Source organism: Neobacillus fumarioli NBRC 102428 (genome assembly GCF_001591485.1).
In the GTDB taxonomy this organism is placed as follows: Bacteria; Bacillota; Bacilli; order Bacillales; family Cytobacillaceae; genus Neobacillus; species Neobacillus fumarioli.
Map to the genome: position 1 here is coordinate 1 of NZ_BCUZ01000006.1, position 16,519 is coordinate 16,519.

Below are 16,519 nucleotides of genomic sequence, written 5' to 3' on the forward strand. Positions count from 1 at the left end.
AAATATAGTATTAAAATTATTGTTTTGTACAAAGTAAAGAATAACAGACAGCAAATGCAACTCAAAAAAATAAAGCATAATTTTTCCAACAGAAAAATTATGCTTTATTTTTTATTTATATTATTCTTGAGATTCCACCTATGTATGGTGGAGACGGTGGGAGTCGAACCCACGTCCAAAGATATCGGCACTTAAGCTTCTACGAGTGTAGTCGACATATTGGCGTTTCGCTGATCCTTTTGCCTATCGACGGGCGTCCGGTCAGCTAGCCTGGTTGTTCTCTTCCTTCATCCTCAGGCGGTGGAATCCGGCGTAGCCCACTCAGAGTGAGTCCCTTACCCTACCACATGGGCGATGGAGGGAGGAACCGCTAAGCGCTATTAAGCAGCTAAAGCGAAAGATTTGTTAGATTTGCCAGTTATTGGCTTTGACGTTTTAACGAGGCCGATCCCCTCGACTCGCAACTTAAGCTCGAACTATCCCTGTCGAATCCGTAGCGTCCCCATATGAAAATTAGACGTTTTGGAAACTGGCAAGTTGTTCTCGCATAAGTTTGCGTCGCATCCTAGCGACAAACTTATTATAACACATTCTGTTTATTTTTCAATTGTAAACTTTTGTAACTCATACATTACATCTTCTGCCGCTCGCGGAAGGCTCGTTCGATTTCCCGCTTCGCTTCTTTCTTCTTTAAATCTTCGCGCTTGTCGTAATTCTTTTTCCCTTTGGCCAAGCCAATTTGCACTTTACAAAAACCGTTTTTCAAATAGAGCTTTAATGGAATAATTGAATAGCCTGCCTCTTTTGCCTCGCCATATAATTTATTGATTTCCTTTTTATGAAGCAATAGCTTGCGCGTCCTAAGAGGATCATGATTATACCGGTTCCCTTGTTCGTATGGACTGATATGCATCCCGAAGATTTCTGCTTCCCCGTTGTGAATACGAACATAGGAATCTTTTAGGTTGACACGGCCTGCACGAATCGACTTAATTTCGGTACCCTGCAGGACGATCCCGGCTTCATATGTTTCCTCGATAAAATAGTCGTGAAAAGCCTTCTTATTTTGGGCGACTATTTTTCCTTCACCTTTTGGCATCTGTTTCACCTCTTTTATCGTTTTCATTTTAACAGAAAAAAGGGCCGTTATAAAAGCCCTCCTTCGAATTATCTTTTCTTTTTATGTTTTTTGCTTTTCGAAACTGGCACATTCTCGTAAAATTTACGTTTTTTCTTCGGTTTGCTATTTTGAGTTTTTTTGCCGTCCTGTTTCGCTCGGGTCGGTTTTTCTTTTCCGTTGTCAGTTTTAAATACTTTTGCGGGCTGGCTTCGGTCCCGGCGAGGGGTGCCCTTCATGCCGACGATTTCAAAATCTATCGAATGCTCTTCTTTATTGACTTTCACCACACGGACGGTAATTTGATCACCAATCCGGAACACATTACCAGTTCGCTCGCCAATCATCGCATAATGACGCTCATCGAAACGATAATAATCATCCGTCATGTAGCTGACATGGACAAGGCCTTCGATTGTATTCGGCAGTTCGACAAACATCCCGAAATTGGTAACGGAGCTAATGATCCCGTCATACTCTTCCCCAATCTTGTCCTCCATGTATTCCGCTTTTTTCAGTTCATCCGTATCCCGTTCTGCATCAACGGCGCGGCGCTCCATTTTGGAAGAATGTTCGGCGATATCAGGCAGCAGGGCATTCCATTTTTCCCGCGTTGTTTCATCCAACTTTCCTTCTATTAAATACGTACGAATCAGACGATGGACAATCGTGTCGGGATATCGGCGAATCGGCGATGTGAAATGTGTATAGAATTGTGTTGAAAGACCAAAATGCCCCAAGCTTTCCGGATCATATTTCGCCTGCTGCATCGAGCGAAGCATCACGGTTGACACGACCATTTCTTCAGGTCTGCCTTGGACCGCTTCAATAATTTCCTGCAAAGCCCTTGGATGCACTTGATTGGCCGTCCCTTTAACAATCAGCCCGAAGTTAGTAATAAACTCGAAAAATTTACGCAGTTTGTCTTCCTTCGGATCTTCGTGAATCCGGTAAATAAACGGCACATCCATCCAATGAAAATGTTCAGCGACCGTTTCATTGGCAACCAGCATAAATTCTTCAATGAGTCTTTCTGCCACTGAACGCTCCCGAAGCACAACATCTGTCGGCTTTCCATTTTCATCAACCAGCACTTTTGATTCTTTAAAATCAAAATCAATCGCACCGCGAGTCATCCGCTTATTTCTAAGAATAGCCGCCAGTTCTTCCATTAATTCAAACATCGGTACCAACGATTCATAGCGGGCCCTTGTCTCCTCATCCTTGTCCACGAGAATTCTGTTTACGTCATGATAGGTCATACGTTCCGTTGTTTTTATCACGCTTTGAAAAATTCCATGGGAAACAACGTGGCCGGCTGAATCGATTTCCATTTCACACGATAATGTCAGACGGTCCACTTTCGGATTCAACGAACAAATTCCATTGGATAAACGATGTGGAATCATCGGAATGACACGATCGACCAAATAAACACTCGTTGCCCTGTCGGCTGCTTCCTTGTCAATAGGTGAACCTTCTTCTACATAATAACTGACATCGGCAATGTGTACCCCAAGCTTGTAGTTGCCATTCTCAAGCTTCGTTACAGTAACCGCATCATCAAGATCTTTAGCATCAGCTCCGTCTATCGTGACAATCGTTTCATTCCTTAGGTCACGGCGATTGGCGATCTCACTTTCATCAATGGTGTCAGGCACCTCCATGGCCTGCTCGAGAACTTCATCAGGAAATTCCAATGGCAGTCCGTGCTTATGTATGATGGAAAGAATATCTACTCCAGGATCATTTTTATGACCAAGGATGTTGATGACTTCACCTTCCGCACTTTTTCTCCCTTCCGGGTACGAGGTTAGCTTTACAATCACTTTATGCCCTTCGACCGCGCCTTTAGAGGCTTCCTTTGGGATAAAAATATCACTGGTAAATTTCTTATCATCAGGAATGACAAAACCAAAATTTTTACTCTCTACATAGGTTCCAACAATTTGCTGAATGCCGCGTTCAATAATCCGAATGATCGTCCCTTCGCGGCGCTGACCAGAACTTTCCGAAGAAACACGGACTAACACGGTATCTCCATGCATGGCATTTCTTGTTTCGGTAGGGGGGATAAAAATATCGTCCATTCCAGGTTCATCAGGAACAACGAAGGCAAATCCTTTCGCATGCCCGGTCAGCTTGCCGCGTACAAGATTCATTTTTTCCGGAAGCCCATAACGGTTTGCCCTCGTACGGACGACCATCCCCTTTTCCTCCATCTGAACAAGAGCTTTGACAAATTCTTTAAAATCACTGGAGTCCTCAATGCCAAATGCGGCTTCCAGCTCTTGTACTGTCAGCGGCTTGTACGCCTCATCTTTCATATAATGCAAAAGCTTTTCAATATGCTTTTGTATGTTATCTTCCAAATTAATCCCTCCTTTTATAGATGTCTATTCATGCCAATCGAGCTTTTCCAAGAAGGCATATACATCTTCATGCAGCTGTTCCCGCTCTCGATCAAGGGTAATTACATGTCCTGATTCTTCATACCATTTCATTTGTTTCACGGTTGATTCGATTTCATTGTAGATGATATTGGCGCTTTCTGTGTTAATCATGTTGTCGTGTCGTGCCTGAACAACGAATGTTGGGGCGTAAATCATATCAATGTTTTCCCGGACTTCTGAGATTAACCCTTGAAGTGCCTTGAGTGTTCTCATCGGTGTTTTTTTAAACTCGTTCATTTCCATTTCGATTTGCTCGTCGGTTTTTCCTTCCCGTTTTTTAAATTCCCGGGCATACTCAAGAACCCCTTCGTACATGACTTCTTCGCTTTTGATATACATGGGCGCACACATCGTCACAATTCCTTTTATAGGCACAGTATATCCTAATTTCAAGGAAAATACGCCGCCAAGGGAAAGTCCGGCGACCGCAATTTCTTCGTGTCCTTTATTTTTCAAAAACTCGTAACCATTTACAACATCCTGCCACCAATCTTCCGGTCCAGTATAGACCAGTTCTTCAGGAGGTACCCCGTGACCCTTATAATGTGGGGCATGACATGTATAGCCTCGTTTCTCCAGAAACCGGCCCAACATCCGAACGTCAGATGAATTGCCGGTAAATCCGTGAAGCAAAAGAACGGCTCTCTTCCCTCCTTCAAAAGTAAATGGTTTCGGAAGTGAAATCCTCATGATGAAAAACTCCTTTTAATCCTTTAATATCGCTATTCTTTAGTTTAAGCAATGAAGATGGGAACATTCCAGAAAAAAGGCTTGATTCTATCATTTATCTTTATATACCAGCAATATACCGAATCACTAGATTAAATAGATTTAAAAAGTGTACGGCCTTACCTTACAACCGTACACTTATTTTAAAACACGATAAATTTTTGTTTAGTTAGAAGTGCATATGATAATCGCTAAGAACACTTCTGCCTCCTTAAAGGAATCCCTCTTCTATGATTCTGCTCTTACCGGAGTAATCGGCTGTTTCCCATTTAATACATTCATCACATTATCCGCTGCTAATTGAGCCATGTTCATTCTCGTTTTTACGCTTGCACTTCCAATGTGTGGAAGGGTCACAACATTGGGTAGCGATAATAACGGATGATCAACCCTGATTGGCTCTTGTTCAAACACATCCAGACCAGCCCCCCAGATTTCTCCATTCTTTAATGCTTGATATAGTGCATCCTCATCCACTATTCCGCCCCTTGCTGTGTTAATGAGAATGGCATTCTTTTTCATAAGGGACAATTCTTTTTTACCAATCAGATGATGCACTTCTTTACTGTATGGGATCATGATGCAGATAAAATCGGAATGCTGCAATAATGGTTCCATCTCCATGTAGTGAATACCCAACTCTTGTTCTTTATCTGGCTTCCGTGTCCGGCTATAGTAAAGCACCCTCATATCAAATCCTTTTGCCCGTTTGACGAGTGCTTCTCCGATTCTTCCCAAACCGATAATCCCCAACGTGGCACCATAAATATCTTGTCCAGTCAGCTGCATTAACGACCAGGCTCCCCATTCCCCGCTTCGCAAGTAATCAGAGGCGTACACTATTCTTCTTGCTGCCGCCATTAAAAGCGCAAACGTTAAATCAGCTGTTGTTTCAGTCAGGACTCCGGGAGTATTCGTTACAATGATTCCCTTCCTTGCTGCGGCTTGCACATCGATATTGTTATACCCTACTGCCACATTGCTGATGACCTTTAAATTTTGCGCCTTATAGATCACCTCTTCGTCTATTTGTTCCGTTAAGAGACAGATAAGACCGTCAATATCCTCTACTTCTTTTAACAAAACCTCTCTCGGAACCGGGACATCTTCCTGATCCCACATTCGAACCTGAAAATGGCTTGACAGTTTCTCAATGATTACTTCCGGTAGTTTTCTGGTTATGTAAATTGTTTTTGGCAAAAAATCCCCGCCTTTCAAGTTTATCATCCCATAACGACTAAAACCCGGCTCCCAGGCCGGGTTTTAAGAAATTAAATTTTAAAGTAAGTAACCGCAAGAGCAAGCAAGAAAAAGAGCACAGATAATACAACTGTAATACGATGTAACACTAAATCAATTCCCCGCGCTTTTTGCTTGCCGAAGAGCTGTTCAGCGCCGCCGGAAATTGCACCGGATAATCCAGCGCTTTTACCTGCTTGAAGTAAGACAACCGCAATTAGCGCGATACTGACGATGACTAATAATATAACGACAAATGTATGCATAAGGGTACCTCCTGACGTACTTTTCCCAGTATTTTTAATTTACCATACTAACCTCCATTTCACAATAGAAGTTAATATGACAAGCTTTTGGTTTTTGTGCGCCTTCTCTTACTCAGGTTCTACCTTAAAATTCTTTTCGATAAAAGCCATTTCTTCCTTAGGCGTGGCCATTCCAGTTGCTTTTCCAATTGTTCCGCCTTGCAGATCCCAAATTGTATTATGATCTTTATCTATCTGCGAAAAATCCCCAGCTGCCCACCGTTCCAAAATGTCCTTATAAGTAAGATGGGAAAGCAATCTAATTATATTTGCGAATTAGCAGGGTTTATTTGCGAATATCAACCTTATATTTGCGATTTTGCTCCTTTTATTTGCGAATTAATAAGTTTTATTTGCGAATCCATATGAATAACAGCAAAAAACCCTCTGCTTAGCAGAGGGTTTCGGTTAAACATTATTTTTTCAAGTTATAGAAAGATTTAATTCCATTGTATTGTGCTGTTTCAGCCAATTGGTCTTCGATGCGAAGCAATTGGTTGTATTTCGCAATGCGGTCCGTACGGGACGGAGCACCTGTTTTGATTTGGCCGGCGTTGGTTGCAACAGCAATGTCAGCGATTGTGCTGTCTTCTGTTTCACCGGAACGGTGAGAAATAACAGCCGTATAGCCTGCACGTTTTGCCATTTCGATGGCTTCAAACGTTTCTGTAAGTGTACCGATTTGGTTTACTTTAATTAGGATTGAATTAGCAATGCCTTTTTCGATGCCTTCAGCGAGTTTTTTCGTATTGGTAACGAATAAGTCATCGCCTACTAATTGAACTTTTTGCCCAATGCGCTCTGTTAATAGCTTGTGGCCTTCCCAGTCGTTTTCATCTAAGCCATCTTCGATTGAGATGATTGGGTATTTTGAAACAAGCTCTTCATACCAAGCAACCATTTCTTCAGATGTCTTCACTTTGCCTTCGCCTTCTAAGTGATATTTGCCGTCTTGTTTGTTGTACAGTTCAGAGGAAGCTACGTCCATTGCTAACATCACTTCTTCGCCAGGTTTGTATCCTGCTTTTTCAATTGCTTCGATAATTGTTTGCAATGCTTCTTCATTTGATTTCAAGTTTGGCGCAAAACCACCTTCGTCACCAACAGCCGTATTGTAGCCTTTGTCTTTTAATACTGATTTTAAGTGGTGGAAAATTTCTGCACCCATTCTTAATGCTTCTTTAAAGCTAGGTGCGCCGACAGGCATGATCATAAATTCCTGAATGTCAACGTTATTGTCCGCATGCGCGCCGCCATTTAAGATGTTCATCATTGGTACTGGAAGCTGTTTTGCATTGAAACCGCCAAGGTATTGATATAATGGCATGTCCAAGTAGTTCGCAGCCGCGTGAGCAACGGCAAGGGATACACCAAGAATCGCGTTGGCGCCTAATTTTCCTTTGTTTTCAGTTCCGTCAAGTTCAATCATTGCTTTATCAATAGAAACTTGGTCAAGTACGCTGTAGCCTTCGCCAATTAACATTGGAGCAATAATTTCGTTAACATTATTTACAGCTTTTAAAACGCCTTTGCCAAGGTAGCGTTCTTTATCGCCGTCACGAAGCTCAACTGCTTCATATTCACCTGTTGAAGCACCGCTTGGAACTAAAGCGCGGCCAAATGCGCCTGATTCAGTGAAAACTTCGACTTCTACGGTAGGATTTCCGCGGGAATCTAACACTTCACGAGCATAAACATCAGTAATATATGGCATGATGATCTCTCCTTAAAAAATATTTTATATGGAATGGGCGGTAGGAAACCGCCTTGCAAAAACTATTTTATCAGTGATTTTCCCGTCATTTCTTTCGGCTGGGGTACCCCTAACAATTGCAACATAGTTGGAGCCAAGTCGCCAAGGATGCCGCCATCGCGCAGCTCAATTCCCTTCTTGGTGACAATCACCGGAACCGGGTTGGTCGTATGAGCCGTCATTGGCTCGCCTTCCAACGTAACGACTTCATCGGCATTTCCATGGTCAGCAGTGATAATAGCAGCACCGCCTTTTTCAAGGATAAGGTCCACGACTCTCCCTAAACATTCGTCAACTGCTTCTACAGCTTTAATGGTTGGCTCCAGTTTACCAGAATGGCCGACCATATCCGGATTGGCAAAATTCAATATAATCGCGTCAAATTTATCTGCTTCAATTTCTTTTACCAACGCATCTGTTACCTCATATGCGCTCATTTCCGGCTTCAGATCATAAGTAGCAACTTTCGGTGAATTGATCAGAATCCGTTCTTCACCAGGGAATTTCTCTTCACGGCCACCGCTCATAAAGAACGTTACATGCGGATATTTTTCCGTTTCAGCAATTCGGAGCTGTTTCAGATTATGTTGTGATAAAACTTCCCCTATTGTATTATCAAGGTTTGTCGGTTTAAAAGCAACATATCCATCGACAGTCTCACTGAAATGAGTCAAGCAGACAAAATATAAATGTTGCGGATGCTTTGGTCCGCGGTCAAACGAACGGAAGTCTTCATTTGTGAATGTATTGGAAATTTGAATCGCACGGTCAGGACGGAAATTGTAAAAAATGACCGCATCGTTATCTTTGATTGTTGCGACAGGCTGGCCGTCTTCTTTCACCATCACAGAAGGAATGACGAATTCGTCAAAAATCCCATGTTCATAGGAATCCTTCACCACATCCAGCGGATTGGTGTATGTCGGGCCTTCGCCATATACCATGGCGCGATAAGATTTTTCCACGCGTTCCCAGCGCTTATCCCGATCCATAGAATAATAACGTCCGGAAATCGTTGCGAACTCCCCAACACCATACTCCTTCATTTTGTCCAGTGTTTCCTGAATATATGTTGGTGCTGTTTGCGGACCGACATCACGGCCATCAAGGAAGGCATGAACATAAACTTTTTCAATGCCTTCGTCTTTCGCAAGTTTCAGCAATGCAAACATATGGTCAATATGGCTGTGAACACCGCCATCTGACAAAAGCCCGAATAAATGCAGGCTTGTACCATTTTTCTTGACATGTTCCATTGCTCCGAGGAAGGTTTCATTTTTGGCAAATTCACCTTCACGGATGGCAATGTTTACCCGGGTTAAGCTTTGATACACGATTCGGCCGGCACCAATATTTAAGTGTCCGACTTCAGAGTTTCCCATTTGACCTTCAGGGAGTCCGACTGCTTCTCCGGATGCCGTTAAATGGGTATGCGGAAACGCCTTCCAATAACGATCAAAATTCGGCTTTTTCGCCTGTGCTACAGCATTACCCTTTACTTCATCTCTGCAGCCAAATCCGTCTAAGATGATCAGGGCTACCGGAGCTTTACTCATTTTTGCCCGCCTCCAGTAATTGTAAGAATGATTGTGCCTCAAGGCTCGCACCGCCGACTAATGCTCCGTCAATATCTGGCTGTGCCATGTATTCCTTAATATTGGACGGTTTTACACTGCCGCCGTATTGAATTCGAATGGCTTGAGCAGCCTCTTCTGAAAATTGCTTGGCAATCACTTGGCGAATATGGGCACATACTTCGTTTGCATCTTCCGCTGTAGAAGATTTCCCTGTGCCGATTGCCCAAATTGGTTCATAAGCAATTACCGTTTGCTTCACTTGTTCCTCTGTTAAACCTGTCAATGCTTTTTCAATTTGGTGACCGACAAGACTCATCGTTTCGCCATTTTCTCGTTGTGCTAATGTTTCACCGCAGCAAACGATTGGTATTAGGTTATATTTGAATGCAGAAAGTACTTTTTTATTAACAGAATCGTCTGTTTCATTAAACATTTCCCGGCGCTCAGAGTGTCCGATAATCACGTATTCGACGCCGAGGTCTGCAAGTGCTTTCGGGCTAATTTCACCGGTATATGCGCCGCTTTCTTCAAAATGCATGTTTTGGGCACCGATTTTTACATCCTTGCCTTCGACAGCTTCAACTAATGCTTGTAAAAATAAAGCGGGTGCACAGATTACTGAATCCACTTTGTCTGAAGCGGGTACAAGACCCTTTACTTCTTCCGCAAAGCTTTTTGCTTCGGAAAGGGTTTTGTGCATTTTCCAATTGCCCGCGATGATTGATTTACGCATGCTAAGCACATCCTTTCTGTCGATATATTTAAAATTGTGACGCTATCTGGCTAAATTGTGTTGATATATTCGAAAAATGTGTTGATATTCAGTTAATTTATTTATCGTTCAACGCCACTACGCCCGGCAATGCTTTTCCTTCCATAAATTCCAGTGAAGCACCGCCACCGGTGGAAATGTGGCTCATTTGATCTGCCAAGTGGAATTTTTCAACTGCTGCTGCTGAGTCTCCGCCACCAATAATAGAGTATGTATCCTTTGCATCAGCAAGCGACTGTGCTACGGCTTTTGTTCCGCCGGCAAACTTATCCATTTCAAATACGCCCATAGGTCCGTTCCAAATTACAAGCTTCGATTTTTGAATAACATCACGATAAATTTCACTTGTTTTCGGCCCAATATCAAGTGCTTCCCAATCAGCAGGAATTTCTTCAATTGATACAACCTTTGTATTAGCATTTTCAGAGAAGTCATCCGCAACAACAGCATCCACCGGCATGTAGAAGTTAACACCTTTTGCTTTTGCCTTTTCCATAAAAGATTTAGCTAAATCAATTTTATCCTCTTCAAGCAAAGATTTCCCAATCTCAAAGCCCTTTGCCTTGACAAAAGTATAAGCAAGTCCGCCGCCAATGATTAAGTTGTCGACCAGATCAAGCAGATTTTCTATCACGCCAATCTTGTCCTTTACTTTGGCGCCACCAATAATTGCAGTAAACGGACGATCGGGGTTCGAGAGCGCCTTGCCAAGAACATCCAGTTCTTTTTGCATAAGAAAGCCGGAAACAGCTGGCAGATAATGAGCAATTCCTTCTGTTGAAGCGTGGGCACGATGCGCAGCACCAAAGGCGTCATTCACATACACATCTGCAAGCTCAGCAAATGCTTTGGCAAGCTCGGGGTCATTCTTTTCTTCGCCCGAATAGAAGCGGACATTTTCAAGAAGCAGAACGTCGCCTTCCTTCATAGTGGCAATAATCGCTTTAACGGAATCGCCAAAGGCTTCATCTGCTTTTTTCACATCTTTTCCAAGTAATTCGGATAGTCTAACCGCAACTGGAGTCAAGCGCAATTCTTCTACAACTTTGCCCTTAGGTCTGCCTAGATGGCTGGCTAATATCACTTTTGCCCCTTGATCCATTAAATATTGAATCGTTGGCAATGCAGCAAGAATCCGTGTTTTGTCCGTGATTTTTCCATCTTGCATCGGCACGTTGAAATCAACCCGGCAAAAAACGCGTTTGCCCTTTACATCGATATCTTTTACTGTTTTCTTGTTCATGGACAAGGCCTCCTCAATTTTTTTGAAAAAACCATGAAAAAAAGAGGGGGGAATCCTCCCCGCTCCCCTTTGGAAATACATTTAACATTATACCCATTTAAAGAATGGATTTCCATTCTTAATTACGGGATCCATTAAAGTCCTTTTGAAGCGATATAATCAACAAGGTCTACAACGCGGTTTGAGTAGCCAACTTCGTTATCGTACCAAGATAATACTTTCACCATATTGCCTTCAATTACCATTGTAGAAAGGGCATCGATGGTAGATGAAACCGTTACGCCGTTATAGTCACTAGAAACTAATGGAAGTTCGCTGTAAGCTAAAATTCCTTTTAATTCACCTTCAGCTGCTGCTTTAAGGCTAGCGTTTACTTCTTCAACGGTTACCTCTTTCTCTAATTCAGCAACTAGGTCAACAATGGAAACGTTTGGAGTTGGCACGCGCATTGCCATACCATTTAATTTGCCTTTTAATTCCGGTAAAACAAGAGCAACTGCTTTTGCTGCACCAGTCGTAGTTGGGATCATGTTTTGTGCTGCAGCACGAGCACGGCGGTAATCCTTATGTGGTAAGTCAAGGATTTGCTGGTCATTTGTATAAGAGTGAACAGTTGTCATCATACCGCGTTTGATGCCGAACTTATCATTTAATACTTTTGCAAATGGCGCCAAGCAGTTTGTGGTACAAGAAGCATTGGAAATAACGTGGTGGTTAGCTGGGTCATATTTGTCTTGGTTTACACCCATAACGATGGTGATATCTTCATTCGTTGCCGGAGCAGAGATAATTACTTTCTTTGCACCTGCTTCTAAGTGTTTTGCAGCATCTTCTCGTTTGGTAAAACGGCCAGTTGATTCAACGACTACGTCTACTCCAAGGTCACCCCAGCCAAGTTGTGCAGGGTCGCGCTCAGCAAGAACTTTTACTTTATGGCCGCCTACTACTAAGTATTCACCATCAACTGTTACGTCTTCTGCAAGCGTGCCGTGAACGGAATCATATTTTAAAAGATGAGCAAGCATGTTTGCATCTGTTAAGTCATTAATTGCCACGATTTCTACATTGCTGTTTTTCAATGCTGCACGAAATACGTTACGGCCAATGCGTCCAAATCCATTAATACCAACTTTCACTGTCATGATCAATTTCCTCCTTTGTTTGGGTAAGGATATATTTTTTAAAAGGGATTAACCTTTCAATAACTTGTTTGCGGCACCTTCATCTGTAATTAAAATGGTTGATTCTGGTGCTTGCTTCATGTAAGCCTTGATTGCTTTTGCCTTTGAAGCGCCGCCCGCGACGGCAATAACATTTGGAATATGAGCAAGGTCATTCAGCTGCAGACCGATTGTCAGCACCCTGTGAACAATCCTGCCTTCCTCATTGAAATAATAGCCAAATGCTTCCCCTACAGCTTGTTCCTTTTCGAGCTTTTGCAAAATTTCAGGACTTGATTTCCTGCGCTCTGCCATTGTAATCGCATCACCAATTCCATGAAGAACCATGTTTGCCGACTGAATAAGGGTTAACACTTCATGGATTTCAGGCTCTTTGGCAAGAGAGTCATAAATTTCAGCGCTCACCTGCCCAGGAACATAGAGGACTCGATGTTTTGAATGGGTCCTTTCTGCCATCTTGGAGCAAATAGAATTTGCCTGATTATGAACATCCTCTCCGACACCGCCTCTTGCCGGTACGAATAATAGTTCCCCGTCACTAAGTTCAGGGGTTAATCGTTCAGCGACAGCGGCCATCGTGGAACCGCCAGTAACAGCGATGATATTGTTCCCTTTAAGCAGTTTTTTCATGCTGATCGCACATGCCTTGCCGAGCTCTCCTTTGGCCATTGGCGACTCATCGCAGTCGCCGGGGACGATCATAACTTTACGAATACCGAGCTGGTGTTTTAATTCCAACTCCATCACATCAAATCCCTTTAAGTCGCGCACGAAACCTTCAAGATCTTCCAACAAATTCCTTCCTTCAGGAGTCAAACTCATTCCCATTGTGTTAATGTCAATAAGATTTTGTTCTTTGAGGAAGTCTACTTCACTGCGGAGAACTCTTTCGGTAAGTCCAAGACTTGCAGCTAAACTCCTTCTGCCGACAGGCTGCATCATCCCTATATACCGAAGAATGGAATGCCGCTTCTGCAGGACTTGAAGGAAGTCGGGTAATAATCTTTTGGTGATATCAATAAATGATTGCATGACTTCATGCTCCTTTATTATATGCTGTTGGTCAAAAAGTGTCCATCATAGACATATTATGTCCCACCATCTCCCAAAAAAAAATTACCCCTTTGTACATTTTTATTGTAACAGGAGTAAAAATTGATTTCAACTTAAAAACAAGCCTTTTTTTCTTGCAAACGGTTCCTTATGTCTATTTTATCAATTTGCCCAAATGCCACTTCTTCACCGTCAATCAGAACCACAGGAATCATTAGCCCGTAACGTTCTGTTAATCCATCGCTCTGATCAATATTAATCTCTTCAAGCACAAACTCCCATTCCTTTTGCAATTCAAGCAGCGCACCCTTCGCCTTTTCACATAAATGACAGCCAATCCTCGTATAGAATGTGATCACTGTTTGTGTCATTTCTACAAATCCTTTCGGCTTAATTATATCTTTTTCTTTTGGAGGATGAAGGAATGTTCATTTGATCGCGGTATTTGGCGACGGTGCGTCTTGAAACGACAATTCCTTCCAACGTCTTCAATTGCTGGACGAGTTCTTGATCGGACAGGGGTTTTTCTTTATTTTCTTGTTCGATTAATTTACGAATTATATTTTTGACTTGGGAAGAAGATGTATTTTCATCCTCCGATACAGTTTGGATTGTGCTGGTAAAAAATGATTTTAGCGGATATGTCCCAACCGGTGTTTGAACATATTTTTCCCGGACAGCGCGGCTAACCGTCGATTCATGGATCTCAAGTTCAGAAGCGATCTCCTTCATCGTCATCGGTACTAAAAAATGCGGTCCTTTTTGAAAGAAAGCTGGCTGCTTTTCGACAATCTTCGTTACAACTTTCATAAGTGTCTCTTTCCGCTGCTCAATGCTTTTTAAAATCCATTGATAATCTTGCATTTTATCTTGTAAAAACCTTTTGACCTGCTGATCATGCTTCTGTTCCTTAAACTGACGGTAATATTGCTCATTAAAGACGACCTTGGGAATCGGGTCATCCACCATCTGAACTGCCAGCCCTCCATCTGTTTGGATCACCAAAACGTCAGGAATGACATAAGCGGATGACTCCGGAACGAGACGCGCTCCCGGCTTTGGATTTAAAGCTTGAACCTCATCAAAAACCTCTTGAATCTCCTTTAATGTTACTTGTAGCTCTTTAGCAATTTGCTTCCATTTCTTTTCCGCAAACGGAATAAAATAGTCCGATAAAATCTTGATGGCCAACTCGTTATTCGGTTTTGTATACTCCATTTGAATCAGTAGGCATTCTTGTAAATTCCGGGCACCTATCCCAGCGGGTTCGAGCGTTTGAATGACAGCCAACCCATCTTCCACCAGTTCTAGCGGAACGTTTAGTTTCACAGCTATTTCAGACAGATCACCGGTGAAGTAACCGTTTTCATCAAGGTTATTAATAAGATGGCGAATCACTTTTAACTGTTCCGCAGTTAACTTTTTTAAATTCAACTGAGAGATTAATTGCTCCTCAAGTGAAACAGTTTTCGCACCAATTTGTTCAATCCAGTCCTTCTCAGCCTTCTGATGGTTGCGGCGCTTACGGTCCATTAGGGGATTCATTGGCTGGATGGTGCCGGACTCAATTTGAATCAGAGGATTTTCAAGTGCCTTATTTTCCAAAAACTCAGTTAACTCCTGTGTCGAATATTGTAATAAGGCAATTGCCTGTGACAGTTCTTGAGTCATGGTTAACTTTAATGTTTGCTGCTGCCATAATCCAGCTTTTAAATTCATGCGTCTCCCCCCTTATTTACTATTTTACATGATTTCAAGAAATTCGTGTATGGAAGAATGTTGGTATTTACGAAAGCATATTATTCTAAAAAAAGAATATGCAAGTTCTTTATATGGTTCTTGCCGTTAATTGAAACGTGAAGCATCCCTTTTTATCAGTTTCCTGGGCCAATATCCTTGATTGGTGCACGAATTATTGGTTTCCGGTGCCAATAAGGACAAACAAACCTCCTATCACATGAACAGGAGGGAGATTTTTTAACTACTTTTATGTTTATTCTAGTGCCATAAGTTCCATTCTTTTTCGCTTCCGCTTAAAAGTGATTTTTGCAAAGAATATACTCAATTCAAAGATAAGAATTAACGGAATAGCAACAGAGATGTGTGATATAAATTCTGGGGGTGAAATCATTGATGCAATGATCACCAAAATCAGATAGGCATATTTTCTTATTTTTACAATTTTATAAGGATTCATAATGCCAAGTGTTGTCAAAAACATAGCCACAAGAGGCAATTCGAAAGCAACTCCAAATGGCAGAGTCATATCGATTAAAAAGCTAAAATATTTATCTGCCGTAAAGGCATTAGTCACTAACCCGCTGCCCATTTTCAGTAGAAATCTCATGATGTTTGGAAAAATTAAAAAGTAACCAAAAGAAAGACCAGCAATAAATAGAATAAATAATCCAGGAATATAGGCTAATGCCGCTTTTCGTTCTGCCGGTGTCAGTGCTGGTTTCACAAAAGCCCAGATTTGCCATGCCAATACAGGAATGGTGCCTGCAATAGCTACAATTGAAGCAATATGAAAGTACAGCCACATGATATCACTCGGCCCTAACACCAACAGTTTGCCCGCTTGATTCCCCATGAAAAAATTATAGATTTCTTTCACATAGAAAAATCCGACGATAAGGAAAATTAAGAAAAATGCAGCTGTGATGATGAGCCTTTTTCGTAATTCCTCCAAATGCTCAACAAAACTATATTCTTTTTCCTCCAATGGGTCCCACGCCTTCCACACTTAAATGGACAAATTACTATATGGTTGAATTATATCTTATTCACAGGGGATTTTCTATGGAACTTTTTACGGATCAGTTTGCAAACGGATGTCCGGAAACAATCTTTAACCTACTTTCTTTTTTTAGGGCTACTTCTTATATTAAAATAATTCTTCATAGGTTGAGAATTATCTCATCTAAAAATATGATATTTGAACATTCCCTTTTAAGCGGTATTACTCCCACAACGCTAGCGGCTTACTAGCGCTTGACTTATTGTTCATATCTTGCCGGTTAGGCCTTTCTAACCTCGGTAGTGCCGGGCACAAAACGTAAACAACCTGAGCTGATTATTTAGCTCAGGTTGACAA

Annotated in this window: 15 protein-coding genes and 1 other RNA gene; all 16 read right to left on the minus strand. The window is 42.0% G+C overall.

The genetic code is table 11. The features are described from left to right. Nucleotides 1-145: 145 nt before the first annotated feature. Nucleotides 146-504: a transfer-messenger RNA gene (ssrA, locus tag BFU02S_RS02215) on the minus strand. 127 nt (nucleotides 505-631) lie between these two features. After that, nucleotides 632-1,099 (minus strand): SsrA-binding protein SmpB, encoded by a 468-nt coding sequence (smpB, locus tag BFU02S_RS02220; RefSeq protein ID WP_066366137.1) that lies wholly within the window; start codon nucleotides 1,097-1,099, stop codon nucleotides 632-634. A 68-nt stretch (nucleotides 1,100-1,167) separates the two neighbouring features. Beyond that, entirely contained in the window at nucleotides 1,168-3,489 is a 2,322-nt protein-coding gene (gene rnr / locus BFU02S_RS02225) for a ribonuclease R (RefSeq protein WP_066366003.1), read from the minus strand. Between the two features lie 24 nt (nucleotides 3,490-3,513). Next, nucleotides 3,514-4,260: an alpha/beta hydrolase gene (locus BFU02S_RS02230; protein ID WP_066366005.1), complete on the minus strand. Its 747-nt coding sequence runs from the start codon at nucleotides 4,258-4,260 to the stop codon at nucleotides 3,514-3,516. Nucleotides 4,261-4,527: 267 nt separating this feature from the next. Beyond that, entirely contained in the window at nucleotides 4,528-5,499 is a 972-nt protein-coding gene (locus tag BFU02S_RS02235) for a 2-hydroxyacid dehydrogenase (RefSeq protein WP_157075836.1), read from the minus strand. A 71-nt stretch (nucleotides 5,500-5,570) separates the two neighbouring features. Beyond that, a complete protein-coding gene (gene secG, locus BFU02S_RS02240) occupies nucleotides 5,571-5,804 on the minus strand; it encodes a preprotein translocase subunit SecG (RefSeq protein ID WP_066366012.1) in 234 nt (77 codons plus the stop codon). Nucleotides 5,805-5,912: 108 nt separating this feature from the next. Next, the gene (locus BFU02S_RS16600; RefSeq protein WP_268872885.1) at nucleotides 5,913-6,101 is read right to left on the minus strand and encodes a DUF6241 domain-containing protein; all 189 of its coding nucleotides are present in this window, start codon (nucleotides 6,099-6,101) and stop codon (nucleotides 5,913-5,915) included. Nucleotides 6,102-6,258: 157 nt separating this feature from the next. Further along, nucleotides 6,259-7,557 (minus strand): phosphopyruvate hydratase, encoded by a 1,299-nt coding sequence (gene eno, locus BFU02S_RS02245; RefSeq protein ID WP_066366014.1) that lies wholly within the window; start codon nucleotides 7,555-7,557, stop codon nucleotides 6,259-6,261. Nucleotides 7,558-7,619: 62 nt separating this feature from the next. Further along, nucleotides 7,620-9,152 (minus strand): 2,3-bisphosphoglycerate-independent phosphoglycerate mutase, encoded by a 1,533-nt coding sequence (gene gpmI / locus BFU02S_RS02250; protein ID WP_066366022.1) that lies wholly within the window; start codon nucleotides 9,150-9,152, stop codon nucleotides 7,620-7,622. Then, complete coding sequence (gene tpiA / locus BFU02S_RS02255; RefSeq protein WP_066366023.1) at nucleotides 9,145-9,906, minus strand: triose-phosphate isomerase; 762 nt, start codon at nucleotides 9,904-9,906, stop codon at nucleotides 9,145-9,147. The genes gpmI and tpiA overlap by 8 nt, the downstream gene beginning before the upstream one ends. Before the next feature lie 97 nt (nucleotides 9,907-10,003). Continuing rightward, the gene (locus tag BFU02S_RS02260; protein WP_066366025.1) at nucleotides 10,004-11,188 is read right to left on the minus strand and encodes a phosphoglycerate kinase; all 1,185 of its coding nucleotides are present in this window, start codon (nucleotides 11,186-11,188) and stop codon (nucleotides 10,004-10,006) included. A 134-nt stretch (nucleotides 11,189-11,322) separates the two neighbouring features. Further along, a complete protein-coding gene (gap, locus tag BFU02S_RS02265) occupies nucleotides 11,323-12,330 on the minus strand; it encodes a type I glyceraldehyde-3-phosphate dehydrogenase (RefSeq protein ID WP_066366027.1) in 1,008 nt (335 codons plus the stop codon). Nucleotides 12,331-12,378: 48 nt separating this feature from the next. Further along, nucleotides 12,379-13,401, minus strand: a complete 1,023-nt coding sequence (locus BFU02S_RS02270) for a sugar-binding transcriptional regulator (protein ID WP_066366029.1) — start codon at nucleotides 13,399-13,401, stop codon at nucleotides 12,379-12,381. 134 nt (nucleotides 13,402-13,535) lie between these two features. Further along, entirely contained in the window at nucleotides 13,536-13,793 is a 258-nt protein-coding gene (locus tag BFU02S_RS02275; RefSeq protein WP_066366031.1) for a glutaredoxin family protein, read from the minus strand. A gap of 19 nt (nucleotides 13,794-13,812) precedes the next feature. Continuing rightward, a complete protein-coding gene (gene rpoN, locus BFU02S_RS02280; protein ID WP_066366032.1) occupies nucleotides 13,813-15,141 on the minus strand; it encodes an RNA polymerase factor sigma-54 in 1,329 nt (442 codons plus the stop codon). A 274-nt stretch (nucleotides 15,142-15,415) separates the two neighbouring features. Then, nucleotides 15,416-16,147, minus strand: coding sequence for a twin-arginine translocase subunit TatC (tatC, locus tag BFU02S_RS02285; protein WP_066366035.1), 732 nt, complete (start codon nucleotides 16,145-16,147; stop codon nucleotides 15,416-15,418). Nucleotides 16,148-16,519: the final 372 nt, after the last annotated feature.

What these genes read in the sequence shown, in the direction of transcription:
- gap (WP_066366027.1), bottom strand. Translation starts at nt 12,330, where the DNA reads ATGACAGTGAAAGTTGGTATTAATGGATTTGGACGCATTGGCCGTAAC.
- BFU02S_RS02270 (WP_066366029.1), bottom strand. Translation starts at nt 13,401, where the DNA reads ATGCAATCATTTATTGATATCACCAAAAGATTATTACCCGACTTCCTT.
- rpoN (WP_066366032.1), bottom strand. Translation starts at nt 15,141, where the DNA reads ATGAATTTAAAAGCTGGATTATGGCAGCAGCAAACATTAAAGTTAACC.
- smpB (WP_066366137.1), bottom strand. Translation starts at nt 1,099, where the DNA reads ATGCCAAAAGGTGAAGGAAAAATAGTCGCCCAAAATAAGAAGGCTTTT.
- tpiA (WP_066366023.1), bottom strand. Translation starts at nt 9,906, where the DNA reads ATGCGTAAATCAATCATCGCGGGCAATTGGAAAATGCACAAAACCCTT.
- BFU02S_RS02260 (WP_066366025.1), bottom strand. Translation starts at nt 11,188, where the DNA reads ATGAACAAGAAAACAGTAAAAGATATCGATGTAAAGGGCAAACGCGTT.
- gpmI (WP_066366022.1), bottom strand. Translation starts at nt 9,152, where the DNA reads ATGAGTAAAGCTCCGGTAGCCCTGATCATCTTAGACGGATTTGGCTGC.
- BFU02S_RS02230 (WP_066366005.1), bottom strand. Translation starts at nt 4,260, where the DNA reads ATGAGGATTTCACTTCCGAAACCATTTACTTTTGAAGGAGGGAAGAGA.
- secG (WP_066366012.1), bottom strand. Translation starts at nt 5,804, where the DNA reads ATGCATACATTTGTCGTTATATTATTAGTCATCGTCAGTATCGCGCTA.
- eno (WP_066366014.1), bottom strand. Translation starts at nt 7,557, where the DNA reads ATGCCATATATTACTGATGTTTATGCTCGTGAAGTGTTAGATTCCCGC.
- BFU02S_RS02275 (WP_066366031.1), bottom strand. Translation starts at nt 13,793, where the DNA reads ATGACACAAACAGTGATCACATTCTATACGAGGATTGGCTGTCATTTA.